This is a genomic window from Sporosarcina sp. A2 (assembly GCF_050858885.1).
Classification (GTDB): domain Bacteria; phylum Bacillota; class Bacilli; order Bacillales_A; family Planococcaceae; genus Sporosarcina.
This window is the reverse complement of the sequence record NZ_CP193898.1, coordinates 1,028,969-1,046,313: the sequence shown is the minus strand read 5'-3', so window position 1 is coordinate 1,046,313 and position 17,345 is coordinate 1,028,969. Positions and strand designations below refer to the sequence as shown.

12 protein-coding genes and 1 other RNA gene are annotated in these 17,345 nt (G+C 41.0%); 3 read left to right on the top strand and 10 right to left on the bottom strand.

The features are described 5' to 3' along the window. Positions 1–2: 2 nt before the first annotated feature. The 3 genes from ACRPI0_RS04845 to ACRPI0_RS04835 are packed head-to-tail and all read right to left on the bottom strand — an operon-like array spanning position 3 to position 5,039. The gene (locus ACRPI0_RS04845; protein ID WP_432355164.1) at positions 3–596 is read right to left on the bottom strand and encodes a metallophosphoesterase family protein; all 594 of its coding nucleotides are present in this window, start codon (positions 594–596) and stop codon (positions 3–5) included. Continuing rightward, complete coding sequence (locus ACRPI0_RS04840) at positions 593–1,438, bottom strand: sulfurtransferase (RefSeq protein WP_432355163.1); 846 nt, start codon at positions 1,436–1,438, stop codon at positions 593–595. Before ACRPI0_RS04840 ends, ACRPI0_RS04845 begins: the two co-directional genes overlap by 4 nt. Continuing rightward, a complete protein-coding gene (locus ACRPI0_RS04835; protein ID WP_432355162.1) occupies positions 1,425–5,039 on the bottom strand; it encodes a dynamin family protein in 3,615 nt (1,204 codons plus the stop codon). The genes ACRPI0_RS04840 and ACRPI0_RS04835 overlap by 14 nt, the downstream gene beginning before the upstream one ends. A gap of 161 nt (positions 5,040–5,200) precedes the next feature. Here ACRPI0_RS04835 and ACRPI0_RS04830 point away from each other — a divergent pair, with 161 nt between their 5' ends. Then, positions 5,201–5,656: a chemotaxis protein CheX gene (locus tag ACRPI0_RS04830; RefSeq protein WP_432355161.1), complete on the top strand. Its 456-nt coding sequence runs from the start codon at positions 5,201–5,203 to the stop codon at positions 5,654–5,656. A gap of 70 nt (positions 5,657–5,726) precedes the next feature. On the opposite strand, the gene ACRPI0_RS04825 is transcribed toward ACRPI0_RS04830, so the two are convergent. The 7 genes from ACRPI0_RS04825 to ACRPI0_RS04795 all read right to left on the bottom strand — a co-directional run bounded on the left by ACRPI0_RS04825 (position 5,727) and on the right by ACRPI0_RS04795 (position 13,708). Then, positions 5,727–7,634: an ATP-dependent DNA helicase gene (locus tag ACRPI0_RS04825; protein WP_432355160.1), complete on the bottom strand. Its 1,908-nt coding sequence runs from the start codon at positions 7,632–7,634 to the stop codon at positions 5,727–5,729. Between the two features lie 63 nt (positions 7,635–7,697). Next, on the bottom strand, positions 7,698–8,825 hold the full coding sequence (locus ACRPI0_RS04820; protein WP_432355159.1) for a THUMP domain-containing class I SAM-dependent RNA methyltransferase: 1,128 nt from the start codon (positions 8,823–8,825) through the stop codon (positions 7,698–7,700). A gap of 137 nt (positions 8,826–8,962) precedes the next feature. Next, positions 8,963–9,345, bottom strand: an RNA gene (gene rnpB / locus ACRPI0_RS04815) — RNase P RNA component class B. A 63-nt stretch (positions 9,346–9,408) separates the two neighbouring features. Further along, positions 9,409–9,705 (bottom strand): cell division regulator GpsB, encoded by a 297-nt coding sequence (gpsB, locus tag ACRPI0_RS04810; RefSeq protein WP_432355158.1) that lies wholly within the window; start codon positions 9,703–9,705, stop codon positions 9,409–9,411. 86 nt (positions 9,706–9,791) lie between these two features. Further along, positions 9,792–11,069 carry a ribonuclease H-like domain-containing protein gene (locus ACRPI0_RS04805; RefSeq protein ID WP_432355156.1) on the bottom strand — a complete coding sequence of 426 codons (1,278 nt, stop codon included), beginning with the start codon at positions 11,067–11,069 and terminating at the stop codon, positions 9,792–9,794. Beyond that, a complete protein-coding gene (locus ACRPI0_RS04800; RefSeq protein ID WP_432355155.1) occupies positions 11,059–13,341 on the bottom strand; it encodes a DEAD/DEAH box helicase in 2,283 nt (760 codons plus the stop codon). The genes ACRPI0_RS04805 and ACRPI0_RS04800 overlap by 11 nt, the downstream gene beginning before the upstream one ends. Then, positions 13,331–13,708 carry a YppE family protein gene (locus ACRPI0_RS04795; protein ID WP_432355154.1) on the bottom strand — a complete coding sequence of 126 codons (378 nt, stop codon included), beginning with the start codon at positions 13,706–13,708 and terminating at the stop codon, positions 13,331–13,333. The genes ACRPI0_RS04800 and ACRPI0_RS04795 overlap by 11 nt, the downstream gene beginning before the upstream one ends. A 181-nt stretch (positions 13,709–13,889) precedes the next feature. On the opposite strand from ACRPI0_RS04795, the gene recU reads away from it, so the two are divergent. Together recU and ACRPI0_RS04785 are read left to right on the top strand one after the other, a co-directional pair. Beyond that, complete coding sequence (gene recU, locus ACRPI0_RS04790; RefSeq protein WP_432355887.1) at positions 13,890–14,525, top strand: Holliday junction resolvase RecU; 636 nt, start codon at positions 13,890–13,892, stop codon at positions 14,523–14,525. Continuing rightward, positions 14,525–17,344 (top strand): PBP1A family penicillin-binding protein, encoded by a 2,820-nt coding sequence (locus tag ACRPI0_RS04785; protein ID WP_432355153.1) that lies wholly within the window; start codon positions 14,525–14,527, stop codon positions 17,342–17,344. The genes recU and ACRPI0_RS04785 overlap by 1 nt, the downstream gene beginning before the upstream one ends. Position 17,345 lies beyond the last annotated feature (1 nt).

Sequence of the window (17,345 nt, the reverse complement as noted above, 5' to 3'; positions counted from 1 at the left end):
TACTAAGCTATATTCGCTTTCATGAATGTAATTGTTCGATCGCTATCATCATATAAAACCCATTCTGTATGGTCAATAACGGAGCCTACATTCACGACAACGCACGTCTTAGGCACACTGATAGATTGGAAAAATTGAAACGGTTGTTTCTTTCCATCAACGGACCACGAAGATGTATGTGTATGTCCGTGGAATAGGAGCGGTTCACCTATTAAGATTCGCTCCGGTGGCAGTTCGTCATAGGGCCACTGATGTCCGTGAATGAGGAGTGCGTCACTCACTCTCATTCGTTCCGGTAGCTCAGAGATTGTTGTAAGAAGCGGTTCGTTTGAAACAGATATGAGTTGAATGCGCTCTTCTTGGTTTCCTCGTATTGAAGGAAACGTAATAAGTTCTTCAAATCCAACTGGATTCAACATGACATTCTTTAATAAAGGATAGGTCGTGCCGTCCAGTTTTTTCTTTCCAATTGTACACTCAAATAAGTCACCCACACCGATGATTTCCGATTCAGGTGCTGTAGAATCTATTTGCTGCAGGACTAATTTAAGTTCTTCCATAGAGGAATGGATATCACTAACAAACGCATATTTCACAACGCACCATCCTGTTCATTTGTACTAGTTTCAACAGGTAGATCCCCTTCAGAAATCCAATCACTATAACTCCCTGCATATAGACGGACATGTGAATAGCCTTTCTCTTTCAACATCGCGTAAAGTGGTGCAGCTGTCACGCCACTTCCACAATAAACAGTAACTGACTGGTCTTTCTTAACCATTCGTTCTAACTGACATATACCTTCTCCAGCAATCTCGAACATACCTTCTTTCACCAATTGCGCCCAATCGAAGTTTTGCGCACTAGGAATATGGCCAGCAATTGGATCTAAAGGTTCATGCTCTCCTCTATAGCGTTCACCTGCCCGTGCATCCAACAAAACTTCTTCACTCTTTTCATCTACAAGCTGCCTAACATCTTCTTTTAACGCAAGTATGGATTCGTTCCATTGAGGTCGCACACTTGAACGTTCAAAAACTGGGATTTCAGTTTCAAACGCTTCGCCTGTTTCCACTAGACCTTCATACCCTTCCAAGGAAATATGAACGTTTGTAAATCCCCCATACTGCAACACCCACCACGCTCGCGCCGCAAACGGTTCTCCGCCATTGTCATAGATGATGATTTCGTCATCCAACTCTATACCACTTCTTTGGTACAGTTCTGTCAATGCATCGTGATCTGGCAATGGGTGACGTCCGCCACTTGTTTGCATATCAGATAGATCTTTTTCAAGATCCCAATGAACCGCCCCTTTAATATGACCGCTACGATAGACAAACTCTCCAGCTAGTGGGTCTTGAAGGGAGAATCGTGCGTCAATCCATTTTCGCTGTTCGTTCGCCTGCTCATTCACCATAGATTTAAACACGTCCATTCGTAACAACTCCTTCTGTTTGAATTTGTTTAAATATCGTTCTCCACTCAGATAATTGTTCGTTACTATCTAATAAGCTACGTTCAGCATCCAATTGGTCCAAAGTTTCTATTAAAAGATGGTCCGTCAATTCTTTTGATGCGACTTCAATCCAATCTGTTGTCCACTCCGCCAAGCGTTGCTGTTGTTGTTCTAAATATGTCGTAGCATCTTTCTTTAGGAGTTCGGTTAATTGCTCTTGGAGTGAGATCCGATCACCTTTTTCAAAGAATGATTTAGCATTTCTAAAATGTCGATTTACTATACTAAAACGTCCAATTTGTTGGAATGGAGCACTGAATGCCAACATTGCCGCATCATTTGTGTCAAAAAGGGATGGAGACAATGCATTATCCATCTCTGCAAGCCAGCGCATTTCTGTTCGTTGGCGGGCATCTACTTGTTTCTTCATAAACGTCAGCATACGTAGATTTGTCACTTTCAATTCTTGAGCAAAATCGAATCCTGTCATAGTTAACGTCTCTTCCAGTGCTATTCGAAGTGCTTCTGAAGCTTGATGGCGGACAAATAGAGACGGCGTATACCCTTCTTTAAAGAAATCAGGGAATCTCAAGAATACACGTTGATGAATATAAAAAATTAGTTCACGTAATTCTTCCTCGACTGCTTTCTTAAGAACTGGTGCGAAGCTCTTCCTATAGTGCTCAGTTACCCGCTGTTCGAATACAGTTAGTTCCTCCAAACGTTCAGCTTTACGTTCACGATTTTTCTCGGTTCTATCAATCAGGTCTGCTAAACGCTGGATCGTCTTAGCTGTTTCCTCATCTAATGCTTGAATCGACAATGCATTTAGGTCATGTTCTAAAAATGAATAGAAACGCTTTTCAAAGTCATCCATTTTGGACTCGCGTTTACCTTGCTGTTTTGCTTCTAATGCCTGGAGGCTCGAGATGCCATGAACGCGTGGTTGACGAATACCGAATTTCACTAACTCTTCCGCAACAAAGCCTTTTACTTCTTGTGCTTCCTCTTCATTCGCAGCCAAATCAATTGCGTTTACGACAAAGAACATTTTATCCATTTCGAAAGCATCTTTCACGCGCCCTAATTGAATGAGAAATTCACGATCAGCACGAGAGAACGCATGATTATAATACGTGATGAACAAAATTGCATCCGCATTTTTAATGTACTCGAACGCTACATCGGTATGACGAGCGTTAATAGAATCCGCTCCAGGTGTATCCACCAATGTTATGCCTTGACGAGTAAGTTCACAGTCGTAATACAAGTCGATAGATTCTACAAAACAACTACGTTCCTCTTCTGCAACAAAACGAACAAACTCAGCTTGTTCTGCAGTTAATACTGTCCCTAAGAGTTCACGATACGAAGAATATCCCTTTTGGAAAGCACGAATGAACGATTTATGAATGTGAAGGGATTCTTCAACCAACTTCATGTGCAGCGCTTCTTCAGATCGTTCAAATGCTTCCTCTACTGTGGAAATCGTCAAACCTAACATAGCGAACGCTGTAATCGTGTCTTGGGTTAGTTGCTCAAGGGCTTTGAAGTGGATATCTGCTGTTCCATCTTTGTGAACGTCTGAAGTTGGTCGGATCCGATTAATAGCTGCTGTCGTCGGGTTAGGCGAGACAGGCAACACCGCTTCGCCAAGCAACGCATTTGAGAAGGACGACTTCCCTGCACTGAACGCACCAAACAAGGCAACCGTGAATTCTTGTTGTTCCAACCTTTTAGATTTCGACTGTAAGTATACGGATAAATCTTTGAATCCTGGTATATGAATAACTTCATCTGCGACTTGCTTCGCGCGCTTTATGATCAGTTCATGATTTCCGCTAAATCGACTCTCTTTATGATCTTCTTGTTCTGTAGGGGTTGCCTTCTCAGTTTCCTTTATAACCATTTCTTGATCTTCAACATTAAGAATTTCAGGTTCTGTTTGAACACGCCACTCTTCTTTCAAGCGTTCCAAAGATTCTACTTCATCTGTTGACCATTGCTGCGTTGCATTGGATTCGAAAACTTGGAGATGAGCAATGCGTGCATTCGCTAACTGAATAACGGAAAGTTGTTGTTGCCCTTCGTCGAGTTCTGTCTGCAAACGTTTTGAAGAAAGTTCGCCTTCCCGTTTTACTTCGTCTGACAGCCGGACTTTCCAATCATCGGTTTTCTTTTTATAGACATTCAATACAGCTTCACGCATTTGGCTTGCTGCATTTAAAATAAGCTCACCTGTCAAAATGTCTGGCGTCGTTAATGAAGTTGTGATGTCTCGGAAGTTGAATGTAAGATCCATTTCATCAATTTCCAACGATCGCTCATCCGTAAGCAAGCCAACTTGTTTTAATACGTTTTTCATTAAGGAGCGCAAATGAATTTCAATTTGAGTATGTGCGAGCTTCTCTAAAGATTCACTGAGTGCAACGATTCTTCGATCACGTTCTTCTTGTGTCTTTTTAGAACTGAATAACAAACCTACTTTGAAATGACTTGTTTGGGACTCTAGGTACCCTTTTAATAATTCTCTGATTTCATAAGGTGTCAAAGTTGCACTCTGTAGCAATTCTTTTCGTTCTTTTTCAAAGTGCAGATGGAATGCATCACCTTTTAGAAGTGATAATTTAGTTTGAAGTTCCTGAGTCTCCTCTTCAAGTTCTCCAGGTTCTGACCATGTTTCTTCTGATATCTCCGGGTGAGCCTGCTTCGTTTCTTTAATTTCTTCTTTTAAAAACTCAATATGCTCTGCAGTAAGCTGCGTGAGTGCATTTCCTGCATTGCGGTGAAAGTTTTCATCTCTGTGTTTGATAGATCCATTTACTATTTCTTGAACGGCTTCAAAATCATTACCATCCATATCTAACTGTTTAAGAGATGTGAAAAAGATGCCTTTCGGTTCAACTCCCCAAAGAGAAAACGAATGTCTGACGGATTCTTTGAATTCCTCAAACGTTAACTCATTGGACCGATGCTTATCGATTTGGTTAACAATCAAATAGACATTCGGGTTATACCTCATTAACTCTTTAGTGAATCGGAAATTCAATTCTGACTGGACGTGATTATAATCCATCGTGTAAAAGACAACATCCGCTAAATGCAGCGCAGATTCTGTCGAAAGTCTATGCGCGTCATCCGTCGAATCCACACCAGGTGTATCCATGACCGAAATTCCTTCAGGTAATGTAGAAGCTGTATGTCCAATTTCTAAGGATGCAATTGATGTACCTTCCTTACTCATCGTTTTAACAGCTTGTGAAAACCCTTCCCCAATCACTTTTACCGAAGTTCCATCTTGCCGATGAACGATTGCATAGTCTTCGTCATCCTTATGTATTTTGACAATGTTTGCACTTGTTGGAATCGGACTTGAAGGTAGCAGATCATCTCCTGTTAGTGCATTGATCATCGATGATTTGCCTGCTGAAAAGTGACCAGCAAATGCAATTGTATAGTCATTTTTAACAAGTTTTTGCGCAAGCATTGTTGCCTTTTGGTACCTTTCCTGATCGCCATCTTCTTTACATAGCAGACCAAGTATGGCAGTTTCATCTAAAAAATCTTTATGTTGATTCATAAACACTTCGATCCCTTCTCCATAGAACTTTGTCTATCATACCATTATTTCTTGTTCACACTCTATTCTAAAATTCATAGTTAAAAATATATAATCCTCTATACATTAAAGTATCCAGGTGGTATCATTGAACTATTATTCAATGCAAGAGGGGTGTCCAAATGACTGATTCATTAACAATTCAACATATATTAAACAGTACAATTCAATCACTAAATGCTGTAATACCTTTAAAATTCAACGTTCTTCCTCCGTCTCTGACAACTCAACCATATGAACAAAAAGAACTAAGCGTACTCATTGCACTTTTAGGAGATGTTCGCGGAAGACTTATTATCGATACAAATGAAGCTACAATTTCACAGATTGGTGAGGCTATGTTTGGAATGAAAATTGAAGGTGAAATGATAGAATCTTTTACAGGTGAATTAGGAAATATGGTCGCAGGTAATTTGTGTACGCTCCTTGAGAAAGACGAAATGACTCTAGATATTTCCCCTCCAACTGTTTTAACGGGAGAAACGAAATATTATGGATTCAAACAGGCCTTTAAACTTCCACTAAACTTCAATGATGCTCCGCTTTCGAATGTTTTGTTAACAATTGACGATGTATAATCGACTTCTACGGTTTCAACTTTATAAATAGAAAAAGCAGATGGCTAAATCGCCAATCTGCTTTTTCTATTTATATTATCACCTTTGGTGTAACTGGGAAAATCGAGTCGAAAGTTGGCAATAACTTGGTTTCTTCAGGATTCAATAATATATGAATAGAACCTGAATCTGTTGCTGTACGAATCAATCTACCAACGCCTTGGCGTAATCGCAATAACATATACGGTAAGTCAACTTCTTCAAATGCTGACTCGGCATGGCTTCGTTTTGCATTAAACAACGGATCTGAAGGGGGCAGTGGTAAGTCATAGATGACAACCCTAGTTAGCGCATCATGAGGAATGTCTAACCCCTCCCATAGATGATAAGAAAAGAACGCCGACCATTTTTTGGATTGGAATTCCTTGACGATCGATGATAATTCTCTATCCCCTTCAAACGCAGCAAATGGTAGAAGACCATCCGGTATCTGTGAACGGAACTTTTCCATAGACTGTTTCGATTTAAATAGCACCAATGTCTGTTCTCCATCACATAGTAACTCGACCAGTCTTGACATCTTACTCTCATATGTCAAAGATTCAATCGTAAGATCCATCACTTCATCATAATCATATGGAGATTCAATCGAAAACGACACGAAACGATCAATCCCTAAGCTATTAGCCAGGAATGAAAATTCATTTTTGACAGACAAAGTGGCAGAAGAGAAAACAATTGGGAGTTTCTCTGAAAACAGTCGTTCTTGTAACACATCTGTGACGAGTCTTGGCATAATAACGAGTGTTAATTCTCCTTCTCGATCTTCAGCCCAATCTACTGCTTCTGCATTATCTGCAAATAACTCTAGTGAAAAAATATATTGCTCTAAATATTCTTCGACCATTCTTAAATCATACTCGGGAATTACATATAGCTCACTATCAAACACAAACTCTTCCAATAGCGCATGTGAAAGGCGAACGGCTTTACGAGCGGTACTAATCAACTCAGGTGACTTCTCGATGGTAAGTCGTTCCTCACCATCTTCTTGCGCACTCTCAGAAAGATAATCAAAGAATAATTCGTGACATTCCATCAATTGTTCCATAAGTTGCAGCGTCTGCTCACGTACACCATCGGTCATAACTCGTTCGAGTAATCCGAGTAGTGTACTGTCTTGTACTTCATAAGTCAGAGCGCGCTGAGCCGCATATTCAAGTAAATGCCCCTCATCGAAAACTGCCATAGATACGTCAGGTAGTAGAGGCAATTGACCTTGACGTTTTCTGGATTCTTTCGTCCAAAGGTGCTCCATGAAGAAGTCGTGTGAACAGATGATTAGATCAGATGCTTTTCGATATTCACTTCTGTGAATAGTTTGACCACACCGATTTCTTAAGTCACAGCCACCGCATTGTTGAATAGGATGGTAATTAATCGTTTCCCATTCACCATCGCTCAAGTCGGGATATGCCGAGCGCTCTCCATATGAGTATACTTCAGCTAACGAAGCTGGGCCGTAAACGAATTCCGGAAGACTGTCTTCAACGTCTCCAGCGTACTCTTCACCTGCTCGATTCATTTCTTCTAAACGTTTTAAGCACAAGTATTGATCACGTGATTTAGCAAGACGAACATCGATTGTGAGATCCAGAGCTTCTCCAAGTTTACGGATATCTCCTTCTTCTTTTACTAATTGGTCGATGAGTGTTTCATCCGCACAAGAGATCAGTGCTGGTTTTCCTGTATAGCGTGCGTACGCAATTGCAGGAAGTAAATAAGCGATGGTTTTACCCGTTCCGACACCCGCTTCAGCAAATAGAACTTCTTTATCTCGAAGAGCTTGTTCGATTTGAAAAGACATATAGATCTGTTCATCTCTGCAGTCAAACCCTTTTTCTGTTAGTTCATCGTACAGGGTATCCCCTATCCATTCATTCAGCGATTCATAAAATGTCTTGTCACGTGTAAGTGCAAATGGTAACTTTCCGGTCATAGCGAACCCCTTTCTACTACATAAGAAAAGAGAGGAGAGTCCTCTCTTTTTAATCGTTTTTGTTTAGCTACGTTTTCCCCAGAATTGATAGAGATCTGTTCTGATGAATCCGTTGAAAAGCTTACGTTTTTTGGTAGCTCGTTTACCGTACATAGTTTCGAAGTTTTCCAAAGAAGAAAGCATGTACACTGACCATGAAGGATAAGGCTTCATAACATTCCCAAGAGTAGCGGTTATGTCTTCAGCCTCTTCTAATTCACCAAGACGTTCTCCGTACGGTGGATTACCTACCAGAATTCCATTGTCACCTTCAAGTGATAGGTCAGCGATATCACAAACATTCCAATTAATAATATCCAAGAATCCCGCTTCTGCAGCATTCTTTTCAGCAACGCGGATCATCGCAGGATCCCAGTCTGAACCAGTAATCATTAACTTACGGTCATATTTCGCAACGTCTTCTACTTCTTCTCGAACTCGATCCCAGACAGACTCTGCCATCCATGGCCATTGTTCACTTAAAAACTCCCGGTTATAGCCTGGTGCAATGTTCTGCCCAAGCATGGCAGCTTCGATTGGAATTGTACCTGATCCACAAAACGGATCGACAAATGGACGATCTGGATTCCACTTTGTCAATTTTACAAGAGCTGCTGCTAGCGTTTCTTTTAACGGTGCTTCCCCTTGTCCAACTCGATATCCTCGTTTATGCAATCCTGCACCACTTGAATCGATAGTCAGGGTCACTTTATCCTTCAAAATTGATACTTCTAACTTGAATAGAGGGCCGGTTTCATCTAAAAATCCAACTCGGCCATGAACCGTCTTAAGTTTTTCTGCAATCGCTTTTTTCACAATTGCTTGGCAGTCGGGAACACTATATAGAATCGATTTCACGGATTTACCTGCGACTGGGAATGTAGCATCCACTGGCAAAAAGTCTTCCCAAGGCAATGCTTTTGTATTTTCAAAGAGCTCATCGAATGTAGTTGCTGTAAATTCGCCCACAATGATGCGGACACGGTCAGCGATTCGTAGCCACATATTCGCCTTTGCGATGGCATGCGCATCTCCTGAAAAGTATACTTTTCCGTTTTCCGTCGTAGTCTCATATCCTAGTGCTTTTACTTCCTCTGCAACGAGACCTTCTAACCCCATTGCAGCTGTTGCTGCTAATTTATATTCTTTCATCGATTAGACACTTCCTCTCAACGTTCTACTATCTTGTATGTACAACTTATCTATGGATAAAACCTTTTTCTAACGCAGAAATGCTCTCCATAAAAACAGGAGAGCATGAATGTATACGTGTAGGTACCATCGGGAAATTCGTAAGCCATGTTTTGTTCCCTTGTACTCAAACGGTTTGCACCTCGTACTCAGGGTGGTAATCATCTATCTACAGACGATTGTCTGTCCCTTCCTCCGTTCATTTCCTTCGGAAGAGCGCCCCTACCATAATTTGGGTTTCTCACTCGCGGGGTTTACCTCGTTCCACCTGTACCGTTTCCGATACAGCTCCGTCACTGTGGCACTTTTCAGGAAACGTCTTCCATATCCAAAAGGACTTAGGAATTATTTCCGCCGTCAGCTGAGTAAACAGCGCCCCGGCTTATTTTTTGGCCGGGCACGAACACTACGGACATCTCAGTACCGTGTGAGCATGGACTTTCCTCTCCAGTGTCTAGCACTGCAGCAATTACCTGAATTTCCGTCATGGCTTGATTAGTATACAGCAGAACCCCACTTTCCGCAAGGGCAAGTGGGGTTCAAGTTATTCGTTTCCTGAAAGCTTACTTCCGAAAACTGCTTTTTCCAAGTTTGAAATACGTTTTAATAAGTCAAAGTTAGTTGTACCAGGAGCGCTTGACGCTGGTCGTTTCTGGACAGTAGATAACTCATTTTGAAGTTCTCCATTTTCACGTTCCAGATCAGCAATTCGTTTTTTGAAAGATTCATAGTCATGAATGACACTATCTAAAAACAAATCTACTTCTTCTTGGTTGTAACCGCGCATGCCTGTTTTAAACTCTTTTTCAAGAATCGTTTTTGAATCCAATTTTATTTCCATTCAACAACGTCCTTCCGTCAGTGGTAACTGTCCTAAGTATAGCATATTCTGTCCAAGTCTGTCTGCTAACGTCATGTTTAGTCGTGTTATTTTGTCGACTTCTGCGCTTGCCCGGGAAATAACTTTCGTTTCAATCTCATTTCCCGTTTCTTGAATCCAGCGTTCATGCGCATTGAAAATGCTCTCGGTAACGAAGCATCCTTAGCTAGCAACCCTAGCGCAACTTCACTGAGTTGTAATGCTTTTGTACAGTCTTTCAATTTGTGTTCATGTATTTTCGCCATTTCCTCAAGTGCAATAATGCGTTCTCTTCCAATTGACTTCGTCATACATACCCCGAAAGCTTCTAATGCTTCACTGTGTTTCCCCTCTTTTTTAAGAAGAAATCCAAAATGATAGTGAGTCGTAGGATGTTGTGTCCCGTATTCTTGAATTACTTGCTCCAAGACATACGATGCTCGGGCTGCTGATTTCAAATCTGCATACCATTTCCCAATATTCGTTTGACTAATCGCACTACCCGATAGTTTTTCTTGTAGCAAAAGATCTGTAGAACGTATATATAACGTAACTAAAGACAAAATATCATATTCATTATGAAGTAAGATTTTCATTAATAATTCAGCCCGACCATTTTTGACAGCATCCTGATAAATAATAGGAGCCATGTGTCCAGGAATATCATCTTCGCGTACAAAACCTAATTGCTCTTCTTCAACAGCAGGGAGCTTGAACGATTCCATCTCATTCTTCCAAATGCGTCTTGAACCATGAAGTAAGTCAATTTGGTCATGCTTAGGTAAAGGCGGAAGCACATTTCGATTCATTGTCCATCTCGTGTCTAGCTGGGGCATGTCAAAACTCTTTCCGTTATACATCACTAATGTAACTGGCTTTCCCCATAATCCTGTTGCATAGAGAAATGCCGCTTCGTGGGCTGGACCCGGAAGAACATACTGTGTCATTCTAAAGCCATTGCCGTGTTGCTCGACTAGACCAATTAGAAAAATCAGCGTTCCAGTTCCTTTTAAACCCGTGGTTTCCGTGTCAAAAAATAATAATTTTTTATTCGGATCCGGCGCTAACGGATGCTGTTCACCAGAGCTTTTCCATTTTTCTAGTGTTGCAGTCAACTCATTCAATTGATAGTGACCATGTGTATACGTTTCATCATAGGCAATGACCTTCTTATAGACTGTACCGTACGTATTTGTATCTTTCTCAAGGCCCGCTGCTAGCCACTGCTCTTCATAACTAGGTGAAGGCGCTTGAACAATCTTTGAAGTTTCCGTTCGGGATGCAGTATCAGTAGTAGACTTTTTCAACATCCCTTTCATCTTCAGCAGATTTTGTTCATAAGACACTCATGTCACCACCCGCTAAACTCTTCAATAGCTGTTCTGCCCCTAGCTTCAGATTCATATCAGAATCCGGTGGACCTGTACAAACGGGGCATCCCGCCTCGCATTGGCATGAACTCACATGGGAAGCGGATCTTCGGAGTAATGCATTCCATTGATCATACATCTTTTCACTAAGACCGATACCACCAGGATAACTATCATAGATGAAGAATGTCGGCTTACCTGTGTGGACCGCTTTTACCTGAGGAACAACGTGGATGTCCGTAATATCACATTGCACAAATAGTGGAATGAAGGATTGCATGGCATGTGCTGCTCCTGTCATGGCATCAGTAAGCGTCGCCTCAGTCCAACCTTCCGGAACATCAAATGCGAACCACGTTGAAGAAGTATGCAACTCTTCAGCTGGTAAATGGATAGGACCTGATCCAATATTGTCATGGGAGTCAAAACGAATCTTTTTAAAGATGGTTGGAATAGCGAGTACTGCTAAATCACCAAATGCTACTTCTTCGTTATGATAATGCTGTTTTTTATCTTCACTAATCACTTTTAGTTCAACTGCCAAATTAGCATCTGTGAAATAATCAACGTCCACTTCTGTAACATAAGCCTTCTTTTCTTCCCAATCGAGCTTTTCTACTTGAAACTGTGTTCCTTGATGGAGATAGATCGCTTCTTCGTGTAGGAGCGTCATTGCACTAAAGCGATCCATTTCACCGATAACCGTTGTTTCTTTAGGACGAGTTTTATCAATAATTACTACGTTTTCTTGTGAAGCTGAACGCAGACTTACTTCGCTTGCGGGAAAACGCTCCGTCATCCAATGCCAGTTTTCTCCAGCCAAGACGAGTACACCTTCAGAGGCTAAAAATTCAAGCAACTGTTGAACATCAAACTCTGCATACTGATCCTCAACAGAAAACGGCAATTCAAAAGAAGCGCATCTAAGGTGATCCATAAGAATTACGATATTGTCTGGATGGATATGTGCTTCTTCAGGTGAACCTCCTAATAGATAATCGGGATGCTCGATAATGTATTGGTCCAAAGCAACCGATTGCGCGACGTAAATAATCAGTGCATCGTCTTGTCTGCGACCTGCACGACCTGCTTGTTGTAATGCACTTGCAATATTTCCTGGGTAACCTGTCATAACGCATGCTTGGAGCTGACCAATATCGATACCAAGTTCAAGCGCATTTGTACTGACAACTGTCTTAATTGTCCCGTTACGCAGACCTTTTTCGATTTTGCGACGTTCAGAAGGTAAATATCCTCCGCGATATCCCATAATCGTCTCATCGAGCAATTTCTTTTTGGTAAGCTCTTTCATGTAAGTGACGAGCATTTCAACACGCACTCTGCTTTTCGCAAAAATAATAGTTTGAATTCCTTCCCTATAAAGTCGGGATGAAATATCCCGAACTTCTAAGACAGCACTTCTACGAATGCCAAACGTTTCGTGGACGACTGGAGGATTATAGAACAGAAAGTGCTTCTTGCCTGCAGGTGCCCCATTATCTGCAATTAACTCCATCGATGAATTCGTTAAATTTTCAGCGAGCTGTTTTGGGTTTGCAATAGTAGCTGATGTACATATGAATACCGGATCACTTCCATAATAAGCACAAATTCGTTTTAAGCGTCTCAACACATGGGCAACATGTGTACCGAACACTCCTTTATACGTATGCAACTCATCAATCACGATATACTTCAAGTTTTCAAATAGCGATACCCACTTTGTATGGTGTGGCAGTATACCTGAATGGAGCATGTCTGGATTAGTTAACACTATATGGCCCGACTTACGAACCTTCGTTCGCAGTCCTGGTGCAGTATCTCCATCATACGTATAGCTTAATATGGTCTCTCCACTCGCTTCAATCAGTTCGTGCAAATCAGCCAGTTGGTCTTGCGCAAGAGCTTTCGTTGGAAATAGATACAACGCACGAGTTGACTCATTTTCTAATATGCTTTGCAAAACTGGAAGGTGATAACAAAGTGATTTACCTGAAGCCGTTGGCGTGACTGCTGTAAATGATTTCTTCTGTTGAGCAAAGTCGAACGCTTTACGTTGATGGCTATAAAGTTGGTGTATTCCTTTACGTGAGAGCGCGGTTATTAACGAGGAATGTAGTTTTTCTGGAAATGGAGCGTAAATCGCATCCTTACCTTCTGTAACTTTATAATGTTTTACATTTCTCGAGAATTCAGGTTCCTTTTTCAATTCGTCGATAAATGACTGGATATTTACGTTATTCGCCATCCTCAAACCCCTCCTCCTCTTTCTCTAGCGCAATTCGCACCGTGTTCAATGTATAATTGGCGGATTGGATAGATTGAACGAAGCGCTTTTTACCTGTTTTCTGATAAAAAGATTGGACAGTAAATTGTTTCATTAAATCATTTAAAGTTGAAATTTGTATGGGTCGTACATATTTGGGTCGATTCGTGCGAATCCATTGCTGAACAAGTGCGTCCCACTCATCTATCACGGAATGCCAATAATCGGCATATGGTTTAACCTCTTTATAAAAGTCAGGCTCACGATCTTCTTTCCTCATCTCGCTATGCCGGAGTAAGCATTCATCACAAACTTCAAGTAATTGTTCTGTTAATTGGTGTAGCTTCATAATACTTGTCACCTCTCTACTACTTCTATATATAAGTTTATCAAATAACTCCTTTAGTTCCAACTTGGACGAACGTGTATTCCTCTTGTAATCTACAGTCATTTTCAAAAGTTGCAACCTGTCACTTGTTTTGACGTCTCAATAATGTGGTATGATACACTGATGATGTGAGGTGAGTATGTTGGCGATTCGTTATCCAAATGGCAAAAAATACGTCCCAACCACAACTAATTCAGCCGTCAAACCAGCATCTATATCCTTTAGTAATCGAGGTAAAACGCTGGAAGATGAATTGAACGAGAGTAACGAGTATTATAATAGCAGAGGCCTTGCAGTCATCCATAAAAAGCCAGTGCCCATTCAAATTGTAAATGTTCGTTATCCTGCCAGAAGTGCTGCAGTTATTACAGAAGCTTATTTTAAAACTGCTTCAACAACTGACTATAACGGGGTTTGGCAAGGAAAATATGTCGATTTTGAAGCAAAGGAGACGAAAAATAAAACTTCTTTTCCTTTACAAAATATACACGATCATCAAGTTGAGCATATGTCTCAAGTACACGAGCAAGGTGGCATCGCTTTTATGATTATCCGTTTTTCTATGTTAGATCGGTATTTTATAATACCCTTTGAACAGTTTCATGAAAAATGGACACGCATGTTAACTGGCGGTAGAAAATCAATGACACTCGCTGAAATCGAAGATATGTCTGTTGAAATTCAACCGGGATATCATCCACGGCTCGACTATTTACGCGCTCTACCCGGTATTGTACAAGAAACAACCGGTGAACGAATCGAAAGGCAGGAATCCTAATGGACAACACTCCAAATTCAAGAACCGCTCGCAGACAACAAGCTGAAGCGGAACAGAAATCGTCACGAAAACATAAAAAAACACCAAAAAAGAAAAAAGGTCTCGTTAAGACTACATTTAAAGCAATCGTCATAATAGGATTACTATTCCTAATTGCAGGCGGAGGGCTATTTGCATACTACGCTAGTACAGCACCTAAATTAGATGAGAATTTATTAAAAGATCCTTTATCTTCTACCTTTGTAACTCCAGATGGTAAACCAATCTTTCAAAGCGGTATTGAAAAACGAGAATTTGTTCCCTACGATGAGATACCAAAAGAATTAGAAGCTGCAATACTCGCAACTGAAGACGTTCGATTCTACAAACACCACGGAATCGATTTTTGGCGTTTAGGAGGCGCAGTACTTGCCAACTTCAAGAGTGGATTCGGCTCACAAGGGGCGTCAACTTTAACGCAACAAGTCATTAAAAACTCGTTTTTGAAAAACGAGAAGACGTTAAAACGTAAAGCTCAAGAAGCTTGGCTCGCATTTAAATTGGAGCACAACTACTCAAAAGAAGAAATCTTTGAAATGTATTTCAACAAAGTTCTTATGTCCGGAAACAAATATGGTTTCGGTACAGGTGCGGATTATTTCTTCGAGAAAAAGTTGAAGGATCTAACGCTACCGGAAATGGCTATGCTCGCTGGAATGCCTCAATCTCCTAATGCTTATAATCCTTTTAAACACCCAGAACGCGCACAAAAACGTCGTGATATTGTACTTCGTCTTATGAATCAACACGGAAAAATTACTAGAGAAGAAATGGATGGCGCAAAAGCAACGCAAGTTACCGCTTCTTTAGTACCTGAAGACAAAAGACAAAACGGAATCGATACGAAGTACCAAGCTTTTATCGATGCTGTCATGGACGACCTTCAGAAAGCTGGCTATAAGGATATTCTATCTGAAGGGGTAACTGTTCAAACCACTTTAAAACCCGATGTACAACTAGCAGTCGAAAAGGCTTTAGCAGATGACAGTAATTTCGGAGATGATGAATCCATCCAAGCAGGAATGACAATTTTAGATACAAAAACAGGAGAAATCGTCGCAGTTGGTGGGGGGCGTAACTATAAATTATACAACCACAATTATGCAAGTGACCAAAAACGACAACCTGGATCATCTATAAAGCCGATTCTGGACTATGGCCCAGCTATTGAATATTTAAACTGGTCGACAGGACAGACACTTGTAGATGAAAAAACTAAGGGTATTAAAGCGAATAACGTGGATGATCGATACAAAGGACCGATTACAATGCGCCAATCGCTTTATGAATCACGTAACGTTCCGGCTATTAAAACATTCGGTGAAGTGGGGACTGAAAATGCCCTTTCATTCGCCCAATCTCTTGGTCTGCCAATTAAAAAATTAGATCAGTCTGACGCTATTGGCGGTGGTGCAAATGACTTCTCCACCCAGCAAATGGCAGGAGCTTTCGCTGCATTTGGTAATGAGGGTATCTACACTACACCACACACAATCAAAAAGATTATTTTGCGTGATGGTAAGACAGAAATAAATCTAACGCCAGATCCAGTTTCTGCAATGAAAGATTCTACAGCTTATATGATTACAGATATGTTGCGAGACGTTCTGAAAGAAACGAATGGTTCGGGACACTCTGCAAATATTAAAGGCCTTGATATCGCTGGTAAAACTGGTACGACAAATTATGATGCTAAATTTAAACAACAGAATAATATTAAATCAGGCAGTGTTCCTGATGTTTGGTTTACAGGGTATTCAACCGACTTCACGATTTCTGTTTGGGGAGGTCACGAAAAACGAAGTGACCCTATTGCAGAAGAACAACGTAACATGCCTAAGAATTTGTTCCGACAGGTTATGAGTGAAGTTTCATCCGCTCAGTCACCTAAGGAATTTAAACGCCCTAACTCGGTAGAAGAAGCGACAATTGTTGTTGGATCACAGCCTCTTCAATTAGCAAGTAACGCGACGCCAAGCAACTTAAAACGCGACGAATTGTTTGTGCGTGGTACGCTTCCTGAAAGTACTTACGTACCAGAAGAGCCTGAAGAAGTGATTGAATTAGAAGCCCCTTCAGACTTTAGAGCAGAATATAATGCAGATAATCAAGAAATTGATTTAAGTTGGAATCATAACGAACCTGATTCGGATGATTTTGATGGAGATGTAACTTTCGCGCTTTCAGTATCTATTGACGGAGGTGGCTCACAAGTATTGAACGAGTCTAATGATGATTCGTACACGTACGGAAATGTGGAGCCTGGTCATACCTATTCCTTCAATGTCATAGCGAAAGCAGGCAGTTTGGTTAGTTCTCCTGCATCTACCACATTGATGATTCAAGCAACTGAGGAAGTGCCTGAAGAAAACCCAGAAGATCAAGAAGAGCCAGACCAAAATATTGAAGACGACAGTCAAAATGATGATTCGGATAGTGAGTCAGATGGATCAAATGGAACTAACAATAACAATGGTAATAACGGTAACAATGGAAACGGATCTAATAGCAATAATGGAAACAACGGCAATGGAAACAACGGCAATGGGAACAACAACAACGGCAATGACGGAAACAACGGTAATAACTCCGGGAATAACGGAACAAACGGAAATGGATCTGATGGAACCAATTCGGGGAATAACGGGGATACAAACGGGGAAGGTAGCTCTGGTGATGTAAGCACTGCCCCTCCAAAAAAACCTGATTCAAATACGGCTAGTTCGCAAAAGCCAGCTGGAACTAAACCGAATGATACAACTACATCTGAAGATAACTAAT

Coding starts and splice junctions, on each gene's coding strand:
- ACRPI0_RS04840 (WP_432355163.1), bottom strand. CDS start 1,438: ATGGACGTGTTTAAATCTATGGTGAATGAGCAGGCGAACGAACAGCGA.
- ACRPI0_RS04835 (WP_432355162.1), bottom strand. CDS start 5,039: ATGAATCAACATAAAGATTTTTTAGATGAAACTGCCATACTTGGTCTG.
- ACRPI0_RS04830 (WP_432355161.1), top strand. CDS start 5,201: ATGACTGATTCATTAACAATTCAACATATATTAAACAGTACAATTCAA.
- ACRPI0_RS04825 (WP_432355160.1), bottom strand. CDS start 7,634: ATGACCGGAAAGTTACCATTTGCACTTACACGTGACAAGACATTTTAT.
- ACRPI0_RS04820 (WP_432355159.1), bottom strand. CDS start 8,825: ATGAAAGAATATAAATTAGCAGCAACAGCTGCAATGGGGTTAGAAGGT.
- gpsB (WP_432355158.1), bottom strand. CDS start 9,705: ATGGAAATAAAATTGGATTCAAAAACGATTCTTGAAAAAGAGTTTAAA.
- ACRPI0_RS04800 (WP_432355155.1), bottom strand. CDS start 13,341: ATGGCGAATAACGTAAATATCCAGTCATTTATCGACGAATTGAAAAAG.
- ACRPI0_RS04795 (WP_432355154.1), bottom strand. CDS start 13,708: ATGAAGCTACACCAATTAACAGAACAATTACTTGAAGTTTGTGATGAA.
- ACRPI0_RS04785 (WP_432355153.1), top strand. CDS start 14,525: ATGGACAACACTCCAAATTCAAGAACCGCTCGCAGACAACAAGCTGAA.